General features: G+C 63.2%; 12 protein-coding genes. 7 read left to right on the top strand and 5 right to left on the bottom strand.

Annotated features, from left to right (window positions below; translation table 11 throughout):
* Window positions 1-3: 3 nt before the first annotated feature.
* Window positions 4-1,059, bottom strand: a complete 1,056-nt coding sequence (rfbB, locus tag ACQ5SA_RS10010; protein ID WP_499314126.1) for a dTDP-glucose 4,6-dehydratase — start codon at window positions 1,057-1,059, stop codon at window positions 4-6.
* Between the two features lie 287 nt (window positions 1,060-1,346).
* Between rfbB and ACQ5SA_RS10015 the strand changes: the two genes are divergently transcribed.
* The 7 genes from ACQ5SA_RS10015 to ACQ5SA_RS10045 all read left to right on the top strand — a co-directional run bounded on the left by ACQ5SA_RS10015 (window position 1,347) and on the right by ACQ5SA_RS10045 (window position 7,555).
* Window positions 1,347-2,093 (top strand): electron transfer flavoprotein subunit beta/FixA family protein, encoded by a 747-nt coding sequence (locus ACQ5SA_RS10015; RefSeq protein ID WP_499314127.1) that lies wholly within the window; start codon window positions 1,347-1,349, stop codon window positions 2,091-2,093.
* Window positions 2,093-3,031 (top strand): electron transfer flavoprotein subunit alpha/FixB family protein, encoded by a 939-nt coding sequence (locus tag ACQ5SA_RS10020; RefSeq protein WP_499314128.1) that lies wholly within the window; start codon window positions 2,093-2,095, stop codon window positions 3,029-3,031. The genes ACQ5SA_RS10015 and ACQ5SA_RS10020 overlap by 1 nt, the downstream gene beginning before the upstream one ends.
* Window positions 3,032-3,255: 224 nt before the next feature.
* Window positions 3,256-4,359: a DegT/DnrJ/EryC1/StrS family aminotransferase gene (locus ACQ5SA_RS10025; RefSeq protein WP_499314129.1), complete on the top strand. Its 1,104-nt coding sequence runs from the start codon at window positions 3,256-3,258 to the stop codon at window positions 4,357-4,359.
* A complete protein-coding gene (locus ACQ5SA_RS10030; RefSeq protein ID WP_499314130.1) occupies window positions 4,344-5,303 on the top strand; it encodes a glycosyltransferase family 2 protein in 960 nt (319 codons plus the stop codon). The genes ACQ5SA_RS10025 and ACQ5SA_RS10030 overlap by 16 nt, the downstream gene beginning before the upstream one ends.
* A complete protein-coding gene (locus ACQ5SA_RS10035; protein ID WP_499314131.1) occupies window positions 5,300-6,232 on the top strand; it encodes a WxcM-like domain-containing protein in 933 nt (310 codons plus the stop codon). The genes ACQ5SA_RS10030 and ACQ5SA_RS10035 overlap by 4 nt, the downstream gene beginning before the upstream one ends.
* A complete protein-coding gene (locus ACQ5SA_RS10040) occupies window positions 6,229-6,627 on the top strand; it encodes a GtrA family protein (protein WP_499314132.1) in 399 nt (132 codons plus the stop codon). Before ACQ5SA_RS10035 ends, ACQ5SA_RS10040 begins: the two co-directional genes overlap by 4 nt.
* Before the next feature lie 133 nt (window positions 6,628-6,760).
* Complete coding sequence (locus tag ACQ5SA_RS10045; protein ID WP_499314133.1) at window positions 6,761-7,555, top strand: acyltransferase; 795 nt, start codon at window positions 6,761-6,763, stop codon at window positions 7,553-7,555.
* A gap of 77 nt (window positions 7,556-7,632) precedes the next feature.
* Here the strand turns inward: ACQ5SA_RS10045 and ACQ5SA_RS10050 are convergent, their stop codons facing one another.
* The 4 genes from ACQ5SA_RS10050 to ACQ5SA_RS10065 form a co-directional block, all read right to left on the bottom strand.
* A complete protein-coding gene (locus ACQ5SA_RS10050) occupies window positions 7,633-9,753 on the bottom strand; it encodes a putative glycosyltransferase family protein (protein WP_499314134.1) in 2,121 nt (706 codons plus the stop codon).
* Between the two features lie 120 nt (window positions 9,754-9,873).
* Window positions 9,874-10,755, bottom strand: coding sequence for a methyltransferase domain-containing protein (locus ACQ5SA_RS10055; RefSeq protein ID WP_499314135.1), 882 nt, complete (start codon window positions 10,753-10,755; stop codon window positions 9,874-9,876).
* 80 nt (window positions 10,756-10,835) lie between these two features.
* Window positions 10,836-11,387 (bottom strand): D-glycero-alpha-D-manno-heptose-1,7-bisphosphate 7-phosphatase, encoded by a 552-nt coding sequence (locus ACQ5SA_RS10060; RefSeq protein ID WP_499314136.1) that lies wholly within the window; start codon window positions 11,385-11,387, stop codon window positions 10,836-10,838.
* 41 nt (window positions 11,388-11,428) lie between these two features.
* Window positions 11,429-12,121, bottom strand: coding sequence for a sugar phosphate nucleotidyltransferase (locus ACQ5SA_RS10065; protein ID WP_499314137.1), 693 nt, complete (start codon window positions 12,119-12,121; stop codon window positions 11,429-11,431).

Below are 12,121 nucleotides of genomic sequence, written 5' to 3' on the forward strand. Positions count from 1 at the left end.
GGTTCAGGCCGCGGTGCCGATGCGCTGCAGGCGATAGCTGCCGTCGAGCACGCCGTTCACCCATTCCTGGTTATCCAGATACCAGTCGACGGTGAAGCCGATGCCCTGTTCAAAGGTGTAAGCCGGTTCCCAGCCCAGGTCGTTCTTCAGCTTCGAGGCATCAATCGCGTAACGGCGGTCATGGCCCGGCCGATCGGCGACATAGGTGATCTGGCTGCTGCGCGGCTGGCCATCGGCACGCGGACGGCGCTGGTCCAGCAGCGCGCAGATGGCCTGCACCACTTCGATGTTCTGCTTTTCCGAATTGCCACCAACATTGTAGGTCTCACCCACCTGGCCCTTGGCCAGCACGGTGCGGATCGCCTCGCAATGGTCGGACACGAAGAGCCAGTCGCGCACCTGCTTGCCGTCGCCGTACACCGGCAGCGGTTCGCCGGCCAGGGCCTTGGCGATCACCAGCGGGATCAGCTTCTCCGGGAAGTGGTACGGGCCGTAGTTGTTCGAGCAGTTGGTGGTCAGCACCGGCAGCCCGTAGGTGTGGTGGAACGCACGCACCAGGTGATCCGAGGCGGCCTTGGACGCCGAGTACGGCGAGTTCGGTGCATACGGGGTGGTTTCGCTGAACTTGCCGGTCTCGCCCAGCGTACCGTACACCTCATCGGTGGAGACGTGCAGGAAGCGGAACGCCGCGCCCTGCTCGGCCGGCAGCGCCTTCCAGTAGTCGCGCACGGCCTCGAGCAGGCCAAGGGTGCCGACCACATTGGTCTGGATGAACGCGCCCGGACCATCAATGGAGCGGTCGACGTGGCTTTCGGCGGCGAAGTTCAGCACGGCATCCGGCTGGTGCTCCGCCAGCAGGCGGGCAACCAGCGCGCTGTCGCCGATGTCACCCTGGACGAACACGTGGTTGGGATTGCCGTCCAGGCTGGACAGGGTCTTCAGGTTGCCGGCGTAGGTCAGCGCATCGAGATTGATGACCTTGACGCCGCGGGCGGCAGCCTCGAGAACGAAGTTACCGCCAATGAATCCGGCGCCGCCGGTGACAAGCCATGTGGGCACTACCTGTTCTCCTGATTATGATTCGCGGGACAGGGCCTTCGTGGCCCCGACAATGCAACGTGAAAGGATACAACGCACTTCCTGTAGCGGGCGATCACACAGGTGAACTGGCGCCCACTGAATTGCTGCGCCGCAGCAAGAGGCAAGTCCACCATACGCGTTCGCATGGTCACCCCAAGCCAGCTAGAATCGGGATCCCACCCCCGAACCGGTTGCTGTTGCAGGACCGGGCGTTCTCCGCAACTGTGAGCCGGCCAGCGACCGGCACTACAAGGATCTCGTACCAGATGAAAATCCTCGTCGCGTACAAGCGCGTGGTGGACTACAACGTCCGCATTCAGGTCAAGCCGGACGGTTCCGGCGTGGTCACCGACGGCGTCAAGCTGTCCCCCAATCCCTTCGATGAGATCGCCCTGGAAGAAGCGTTGCGCCTGCGCGACAAGGGCATCGCCAGCGAGGTGGTGGTTGCCACCATCGCTCCGGCCGACGCCCAGGCGCACCTGCGCAACGGTCTGGCCATGGGCGCCAACCGTGCCATCCACGTGGTCACCGACCAGGCTATCCAGCCGCTGACCGCCGCGCGCACCCTGCTCAAGCTGGTCGAGAAGGAACAGCCGGACCTGGTGATCCTGGGCAAGCAGGCCATTGACGACGATGCCAACCAGACCGGCCAGATGCTGGCCACGCTCTGGGGCCGTCCGCAGGCGACCTTCGCCAGCAAGCTGGACATTGCCGACGGCAAGGCCACGGTGATCCGTGAAGTCGATGCCGGCCTGGAAACGCTGGAAGTCGACCTGCCGGCCGTGGTCACCACCGACCTGCGCCTGAACGAACCGCGCTTCATCAAGCTGCCCGACATCATGAAGGCCAAGGCCAAGCCGCTGGAGACCCTGCAGCTGGCCGACCTCGGTGTTGAAGCTGCCGATACCTTCAAGACCACCCAGTACGCCGCGCCGTCCAAGCGCAGCAAGGGTGTGATGGTCAAGGACGCGGCCGAACTGGTTGCCGCACTCAAGCAGAAGGGGTTGCTGTAATGAGCAGGATTCTCGTCATCGCCGAGCACCACGACGGCAAGCTCAACGCCGCTACCGCCAAGACCGTCAGCGCTGCTGCAGCCGTTTCCGGCGCCAGCATTGACGTGCTGGTGCTGGCCGCCGACCCGACCGTCGTTGCTGCTGAAGCGGCGAAGATTGCCGGCGTCGCCAAGGTCCTGACCGTGGCCAACGCCGCCAACGCGCAGGCCTTGGCCCAGGTACTGGCCCCGCAGATCGCGCAGTTGGCCAAGGGCTACACCCACGTGTTCGGCCCGTCGACCACCTTCGGCAAGGACCTGATGCCGTGCGTGGCCGCCCTGCTCGGCGTCAACCAGGTCTCCGACCTGATGGCCGTCGAAGGCAGCCACACCTTCAAGCGCCCGATTTACGCCGGCAACGCGATCATCACCGTGGAGGCCCCGGCCGACCAGATCGTGGTCGCCACCGTGCGTGCCGCGTCGTGGCCGGAAGCGGCCCAGGGCGGCAGTGCCGCCGTTGAAGCTGCAAGCGTCGATGCAGCCCTGCCGACCCATACCCGCTTCGTCGGCCTGGCCGCCGGTGCCAGCGACCGTCCGGACCTGCAGAGCGCCAAGCGCGTGGTGTCCGGTGGCCGCGGCGTGGGCTCGGAAGAGAACTTCAAGGTCATCTTCCAGCTGGCCGACAAGCTCGGCGCCGCCGTCGGTGCATCGCGCGCTGCGGTCGATGCCGGCTACGTGCCCAGCGACCTGCAGGTCGGCCAGACCGGCAAGATCATCTCGCCGGAGCTGTACGTGGCCGTGGGCATCAGCGGTGCGATCCAGCACCTGACCGGCATCAAGGACGCCGGCACGATCGTGGCCATCAACAAGGACGCGGATTCGCCGATCTTCGAGATTGCCGATATCGGCCTGGTGGGGGATCTGTTTGCGATCCTGCCAGAGCTGGAAGCGGCGCTATAAGACAGGACGTCGCCATCCACTGCCGAATGGCGACGTTTTGCCGGAGGGAACCCCGCCGGCATGAGTCAAAGCGTGGAACCGGCTGCCGCTGAAGCCATCGCATCAGGAATGGTTACAATCGGCAGGGTATTGCCCAGCCCCGGCAGCCTGCTGCCGGCGCACCCACTAGAAGCGCGCTTGGAGCTTTGCTTCCAATGGCTTCAACCACAGCAGAATCCATTTCAATGACGCTTGAAGCCATTCCTGTCAATTCCCTCTCCCGTCACATCGAGCCGCTGAAGGATGCTCTTGCGGCAGCCGCCACCGAAGTGGTGGGAAGTGGCTATTACGTGCTGGGCCCAAACGTCCGTGCTTTCGAATCTGCCTTCGCCGCATATTGCGGCGTCGAGCACTGCATCAGCGTTGCCAACGGCACCGACGCGCTGGAGCTGTCGTTGCGCGCACTGGAGGTTGGCGGCGCGGACCGCGTCGCGGTCGTGGCCAACGCTGCGATGTACGGCACCTCGGCCGTACTGGCCTGCGGTGCCGAACCGGTCTTCATCGACATCAGCGCCGACAGCGCGACGATGGATCCGGCCAAGCTGGAGGCAGCACTGACCGACGGCGGCATCAAGGCCGTCATCGTCACCCATCTGTACGGCCAGCTGGCCGATATCGAAGCCATCGCGGCCCTGTGCAAGGCGCGCGGCATTGGCCTGGTGGAAGACTGCGCGCAGGCGCATGGCGCCCGTAACGACAATGGCGTGGCCGGCTCGTTCGGCGACATCGCCAGCTTCAGTTTCTACCCAACCAAAAACCTCGGCGCACTGGGCGATGGCGGTGCAGTAGTCACCGGTCGCACCGACCTGGCCGATCGCGTTCGTATGTTGCGCCAGTACGGCTGGACGCAGAAGTACACCAACGGCCTGGCCGGTGGCCGCAACAGCCGCCTGGATGAGATCCAGGCCAGCATGCTGCTGCTGATGCTCCCGCATCTGGACCAGTGGAACCAGAACCGCCGGAGTGTCGCCGAGCGCTACGCCGTTGGCATCCGCAACCCCAGGATCCGCACCAATGCCAGCGCCGGTCAGGGCTATGTTGCGCACCTGTATGTCATCCGCACCGATGAACGCACCGCGCTGCAGCAGCACCTGACCGACAACGGCATCCAGACCGACGTGCATTACCCCATCGCCGATCACAAGCAGCCCTGCCATGCGGGTCGATTCGACCGCGTCACGCTGCCTCAGACCGAGCTGGACTGCACCACCGTGCTCACCCTGCCGTGCTTCCCCGAACTGACGGATGCCGAAATCGATCGGGTCATCGACGCATGCAATCGCTTCTGAGCCCCTCGCTGACCGTCGTTGTCCCGGTTTACGGCAATGAAGGCTCGATCACGCCGCTGATCGCCGCACTTGCATCGATCAAGCAGGAGGCAGGCGTTGCATTCGAGGCGGTATTCGTCGTCGACGGCAGCCCTGACCAGAGCTATGCGCGCCTGCGCGAGCAGCTTCCCACGGCGGGATTCGATGCCCAGCTGATCGCGCTGTCACGCAACTTCGGCGCGTTCTCGGCGATCCGGGTCGGGCTTGAGCACGCGAAGGGATCGATCATCGCCGTGATGGCGGCCGACCTCCAAGAGCCCCCTGCCCTGGTGATCGACCTGTTCAAGGCCCTTCGGCCAGGCGACAAGGACATCGCCATGGGCGTGCGCGAGTCGCGTGAGGATCCGGGCCTTTCCAAACTGGCATCGGGGACCTTCTGGTCGCTTTACCGCCGCTTTGTGATGCCGGACATCCCCAAGGGTGGCGTGGACATCTTCGCGGTGACCTCGGACATGCGTGATCGCCTGCTTCTTCTGAAGGAAAGCAATACCAGTCTTCTGGCACAGCTGTTCTGGCTGGGGGGGCGACGTGCCTTCGTGTCCTACCAGCGGCTCCGCCGGGAACACGGCAAGAGTGCCTGGACTCTGAAGAAGAAGCTCCGCTACCTGTCCGACAGCGTGTTCGCCTTCACCGACCTGCCGGTGCGCCTGCTGATGGCCATCGGCACACTCGCGCTGATCGCCGCAGTTGGGCTGTCCATCCTGATCCTCGCCGCCAAGCTCTCCGGGCTGGTGGCGGTGCCGGGCTATGCCGGCACGATGGTGACCATTCTGTTCTTCGGCGCACTCAACTCGCTCGGTCTGGGCGTGGTGGGTGCCTACGCATGGCGGACCTTCGAGAACACCAAGGCCCGCCCGCTGTCCATCCTGCAGTCGCTGGAAACCTTCCCGGAACGTCATTCATGAGCTTCTACTGCCATCCCAATGCACTTTGCGAATCCGACCAGATCGGCGACGGCACCAGGATCTGGGCATTTGTCCATGTACTCCCCGGTGCCGTGATCGGCGATGACTGCAACATCTGCGATGGCGTGTTCGTTGAAGGCAATGTCGTGGTCGGCAACCGGGTCACCGTGAAGTCGGGCGTCCAGTTGTGGAATGGCACGCGCCTCGGCGATGACGTGTTCGTGGGCCCCAATGCCACGTTCACCAACGACCGTTTTCCGCGCTCCGGCCAGCATCTGGACAGCTTCCCGGAGACCGTGGTCGAAGCAGGCGCTTCGATCGGCGCCAATGCGACCCTGCTGCCGGGCGTACGCATCGGCAGCGGTGCCATGGTCGGCGCCGGCGCAGTGATCACCCGTTCGGTCCCGCCCAACGCCATCGTGGTGGGCAATCCGGCGCGCATCGTCGGCTACGTCACCGATGGCAAGACGCAGACCCGCCCAACCGCAGTATCCAGCGATGACACGCCACTCAGCAGCGTGTCCGGGGTGAAGCTGCACAAGCTGCCGCGCTACCAGGACCTGCGCGGCGCGCTGTCGGTGGGCGAGTTCTCCAAGGACCTGCCGTTCCAGCCCAAGCGCTATTTCCTCGTGTTCGACGTGCCCAGCCAGGAAACCCGCGGCGAACATGCGCATCGCATCTGCCACCAGTTCCTGATCTGCGTCAAAGGAAGCGTGCGCGTGCTGGCCGACGACGGTACCCGCCGCGAAGAGTTCACCCTGGATTCGCCAAGTGTCGGCCTGCACCTGCCGCCGATGATCTGGGGCACCCAGTACCAGTATTCGCCGGGCGCGGTGCTGCTGGTGTTCGCCTCGGAAGGCTACGATTCGGACGAGTACATCCGCCACTACGATGAATTCATCGCCCTGACCTCTGCGGCCAAGGCGTGAACCTGCGCGCATCCCTGCCAACCATCTTGCGATTCCTGGCAGGTGGTGCGCTCAATACCGGCAGCACCTTCGTGCTGTACTGGCTGTTACTGCTGGTGGTGGAGTTTCGAGTCGCGTATGCGATCAGCTTTGTCGCCGGCATCCTGCTCAGCTATGTGATCAATACCAAATTCGTGTTCCGGACCGATTACAGCCTGCGAAAAATCATCCTTTTTCCGCTGGTCTACCTCGCCACGTATCTCGCAGGCGCGGTAGTACTGGAACTCTCGGTGTCACGCTTCGGAGTGGATGCGCGGATTGCACCGTTCATCTCGATCTGCGCGACCTTGCCACTGACCTATCTTCTTTCCAAGCTGGTGCTCGCCGGCGGCCGCAGTCCCCCACGGCGCAACTGATCACCGTGCGGTCGTCGAAGCCGCCACTGATTCGAAGCAGCCCGTTCATGCGAGAATCCCAAGGATCTCCGACCGCTGTGTTTGTGCTGCCACGGCGGGAGAAGGCAACTCTCCAGAATTCAGGGACACAACCATGAAGAATTATTTCGGCATCCACCCCACCGCTCTCATCGGTGAGAACGTCAGCCTCGGCCAGAACGTTACTGTCGGCGCTCGCACGATCGTCTACGACAACGTCGTGATCGGCGATAACACCTTCATCGGCCCGGACTGCATCATCGGTGAGCCGAACGTGGCCATCCACTCCGAGCGCGACGCCTACGTCAATCCGGTACTGTCGATCGGCAGCAACTCACTGATCCGTTCCGGCACCATCGTGTATGCCGGCAGTACCTTCGGCGATCATTTCGAGACCGGTCACCGGGTCACGATCCGCGAACAGGCCAACATCGGCCACCACGTCCGCATCGGCACCCTGTCGGACATCCAGGGCCACTGCGACATCGGCAACTACGTGCGCCTGCACAGCAACGTGCACGTTGGCCACAAGAGCACCATCAAGGACTACGTCTGGATCTTCCCGTACGTGGTCCTCACCAACGATCCGCACCCGCCGTCGAGCACCCTGGTGGGTGTGACCATCGAAGAGTTCGCCGTGGTCGCCACGATGAGCGTGGTACTGCCGGGCGTGACCATCGGCAAGGATGCGCTGGTTGGCGCATCCTCGCTGGTGCGCTCGGATGTGCCGGCCGAGGCCGTCATCGTCGGCAATCCAGGCAAGCAGGTGGCAAGCGTGCGTGATATCAAGTCGAAGTTCGATGGTACGCCGGTGTACCCGTGGCGCGAGACTTTTGATCGCGGCATGCCGTGGCAGGGCGTGGGCTACGAGCAGTGGGCAAGCGCCAAGGCCAGCCAGCCCGCGGAGTAAACCACTCGCAGGAAGAAGGCCACGCCACTGACGGTGGCGTGGCCTTTTTCATTTCCAACGACGCTCGAGTGGATGAACTATGCGTTCGCCTTGGCATCCTTGATCCGCAGCCTGACGAATCCGACGCCGATGGCCATCAGCAGACCGATGAGTACGCAAAGGTAGGCAGGAAGCAGTGACGGCGGATGATAGCGGAGCTTGACCGTCCAGTTTCCTGGTGGCACCTGCCACGACCGAAGCGCCTGACTGGTCGAAACAACAGGGATCTCAGCCCTGCAATCATGCTCTGTGCACAGTGAGACCGCCCAACCAGGCCACCAGATCTCGTTCTCGACCACCCGTATTTCCCTCTGCGTCGAGATGCGGTAGTCGACCGCGTCACTACCATAGCTCAGGAAATTAACGCTCACCCCGTGGCTCTCGCCAGCCAGTGAGGCATCGTCAGGCCCATCCAGAGCAGGAATCCTGTCATCAGAAGGACCTGACAGAATCAACAGCTGCTGCGGACGCGCGGCGAATCTGGCGAGCTGGTCCCCGCCTTCCCCGCCAACGGCATCGCTGAACTTCCGGTGTGGCTCCGACAGTCGAAGGTTGTTGTAGCCGAAAGTGCAGAAACTGTGCGCATACCAGCAACGGTTGTACCGTGAGTTGTTCTTGTGCAACAGCACTTCGGCGGCATTTTCGCCAAGCTGGTAGCGCGCCGGACGTCGCTTGAGCGCACCCTCGCGTTGCTGGGCGACGAAACCATCGAACTCGCCCCCGAATGAGTCCAGTTCCGCGGCCTTGGTCCACGCCGGGCGCCATGTCGAAGGCTGGCTGCGATAGTAGCTGTAGCCATCCAACGCCGTGGTGATCAACAGCAGCGCCGGCAGAAGCATAGTCCAGCGCCTGGACGCGATGGCGCCATGCTGGAACAGACCGGCGATCATGCTCAACGCCATCAGGACGAACAAGACGGCCAGGACACGCGTCAGCATCTGCGCGGGATAGCCGAAACGGATCGCAGCGATGACGAGAAGTCCAATGGCTGCAAGCACCGAAAAGGCGCCAACAACGGTGCGCAGCAGCGAAAGCTGCTGCTCCAGAAGACGCTTCCAACCCGAAGCTCCTACCAGGATGATGCCCAGATGAAGCACCGGCCGCCAATCGGAGACAGGGAACCTGCTCATGCGCGCTCCGGGCAGCACCTGCTGCAGCAGTTCAGAACGCGGCACCACAAAGCCCATCACAAGCGCCAGGGTGATGAACCCCAGTCCCGTCAGCACCAACCTGTCGCGCATCCGGGCAAACGCAATCCCCCAGAGCGCGGCGGCCGGCAACCACAGCGCGCGCATGGTCAGGTCGTTTGACAGGCCGTCGAACTGGTAAGGCATCACCAGGGTCAAAAGGTGGTGAGCCATGATGGGCGTAGGTGCTACCGGATCCATCCCCAGTCCCGACCCGCTGAACAGAGCGACCGGCAGCCATTTTGGCATCGACATCAATGTCCCGCCGATGACTGCCACCGCGACTTTGAGCGTGTAGTTCTTCAGCTCATCGCGGTTCTGCACGGCGAGGGCCAACTGGAAGGACAATACCCAGAGTACGCAAGCATAGGCACTGGATATAATGTTGCCTGGATAGCCCGAGATCAGCAGTTGGGAGAGCACCACGGCGGCAAGAAGTGGCGCCCATGCCTTTCGGCTCAGGAGAGAAGGATGGAGCGACAGCAGCAGCCAGGGCAGCCATGCAACTGCGCGGATGATGTCCACGTGCTGCTGGTTGGAATAGAAGGTCGCTCCGTAGTGATAGATGACGGCGGCGAACAGCGCCACCAGCTTTCCCCAGCCAAGCACTCGTCCCAGGCAGTACATGCCCACGGCACCGAGGAGCACATGCAGAACCTGCACCATGGTGGCGACATGGATCGAGTAGGTCACACCGGCTGCGTCCAGCAGCGCGAGCGGCAGATACCAGGCCCCAGACTGGATTGCCAGGAACGCCGGGAAACCCATGTCCGACCAGGGCAGCCAACTGGGAGGCGCGAAAATGCTGCCCGCGTCAAACCAGCCGAACGCCTGCGCGTGGTAACCGCCCAGGAAATCCCAGGGGAACGTCGATTTACCACGATAGTGCCGGGCAAACGTTGCGAAATTGACGATTCCAAGCACCAGCAATGGGAAAAAACCGGTGAGGACACGTCGGATTCTATTGGGCATCAAGACTTTCCTTTCCGCGCGGCCCAATGGCCTACGTAAACGGTGCAGGCATTCTACAGCAGGCCCCCGCCTTGGCCGATGCAGCTGTATCCCTGTGAGCCTCGATCGCGTGTAATCAACTCACCGATAGGCCCGTGCACTTTCCCGAGCCAGGATGTGCATCACGGTGCCCATGTTGGCATCGGTCAACAGATCCACATTGGCTTGAGGTGCAGTCCAGATGCGGTCCTGCAGCGGAATCTCCTGCCTCGGATCATCCGAGGGATACTCGACCACGAATGCCCAGCTCTTCCCGGGCAGAGGGAGAACCCTGAATCCGTGGGGTTCGAACACTCGTTGCGCGGCGGTGACCGACCAGCAGGTGATATGACCACGCAGGAACGGATCCAGATAGCCCGGGTCTTCGTGCCGGACATACTCGGTCAGGCCGGTATTGAACAGGAACAGCGACCCTGGAGCGGACACCTTGCGTAGCGAGCCGGCCAGGGATCCGGCCATGGCCGGGGTCAGATGTTCGATGACTTCTACGCAGACGCCGCACTCAAAGGACATGCCCATGTCAGCCAGATCGGCGCAGACATAATTGGCATGCCTGGAACGGAACTCGGGGTCGGGAGGGAATTTCTCCACACCGTAGAAGCTGCTGGAGCTGGTAGGTAGATACCGATCCACCGCATCCAGCAGGAAACCCGGACCAGTACCGATGTCGATGAACTTGCGCACCGGCACCGCGCAGTACAGCAGCGCTTCACCGACCCGCGCCAACGATGATCCGTAGGAACGGTCGCGCGCTGATTCCAGCTCGGACCGCCAGTAGTCCTCGTCGTACTCCCGCGGAGACTCCCCGGCATCGATGGCAGCGATCAATGCCGGATCAGCGAAGATGAAATCGCACGCGCCACACTCGAAGTACTGCACGCCGTCGACCACTCGAAACGGAACGGCAGGATTGCTGCACAGGAGGCAGTTGCCCTCCTCTGACACGGACTTGAAACGCGTCACGGACCTCTCCCTTCCATGATGGTTCCAGCATGCTAGCAGTGCCGGGGCGGAGAAGATGACTGCGCTATCGGTATGGGCAGCTATAGCCGTGCCTGTACGTCGCCCAGCGTCTCCACCACAACGGCATTGTGCGGTGCGTCACCTTTACCGACATCGCCTGCCAGCAGGAACAGGCGCCCCACCCCTGCGGCGTGCCCAGCGTGCATATCGCTGATTTTGTCCCCCACCAACGCTGACTGTGGCAGATCGATCGGGTAGCGCCTGGCCGCCTCCAGGAACATGCCCGGGGCCGGCTTGCGGCAGCGGCAGACGGTGGTGAACGGCCCATTCCCTGCATCCGGGTGGTGTGGGCAGTACAGCGTGGCGGCAATGGCGATGCCACGTTGTGCGAACTGCGCATGCATCCAGCGCGTATAAACTTCGAACGCGGAAATGTCGTAATAGCCCCGCGCGATACCGGCTTGATTGGTGGCGATCACCAGCGCGTAGCCTCGGGCCTGCGCCGTTGCGCAGAGCTCGAAGATGCCCGGCACCCACTGCGTCTGCTCCGGTGTATGCACGTATCCGAAATTGACGTTGATGACGCCATCGCGGTCGAGAAACAGCACCCGACCGGCAGCCTGGTCGGTCATTCCCGCGCCCTCCACCAGCCCGGGACCCGCGGCTGCACGACTCATCGCGCCGCGAACTCGATCTGCGCGCGACGGAAGTCCTCCGGCACCCCGATGTCGATGAAAGCAGCGGTGTCCACCAGCGCACCCACCTTTCCCTTGGCCGCGGTCGGCTCCAGCACCTGCTTCTCGAACGAAAAGGCCGCTTCGGCCGGCAACTCGGCAAGCGCCGTGGCGCTCAGAAAATAGCTGCCGGCATTGATCAGGCCGCTGCCGCCCGGCCGCTTCTCGTGAAAACGCAGGACCTTGCCCTGCGCGACATCAACCGTACCGTACCGCGAGACATCCTCTACCCGCGCAAGCGCAATTGCCATAGGCAAGCCTTCTGCGGCCGCCTCCAGCGCAGCAGGAGAATATTCAAGATAGGTATCGCCATTGCACACATGCAGGCCGTTGCCGCTCGCCAGACGCGCGGCAGCCGCAATGGCACCGCCGGTTCCCAATGGCGTCTGTTCGCGTGAGTACACCACGTCCATTCCGGCCCAGCGCGTGCCGATGGTCTCTTCGACCACCTCACCGAGATAGCCGGTGGCCAGGATCACCTTGGTCATGCCGACGGTTGCATAGCGGTCCAGCAGGTAGCTCAGGAACGGCCGACCGGCGACGGGCGCCAGCGGCTTGGGCAGGTCAGGCACTTCGCTGCGCAAGCGGGTGCCGAAGCCCCCCGCCAGGATCAGGATCTCGGTGGCGGCCAT

Origin of the sequence: Stenotrophomonas indicatrix, from assembly GCF_050573115.1 — a bacterium.
Lineage (GTDB): Bacteria > Pseudomonadota > Gammaproteobacteria > Xanthomonadales > Xanthomonadaceae > Stenotrophomonas > Stenotrophomonas lactitubi_A.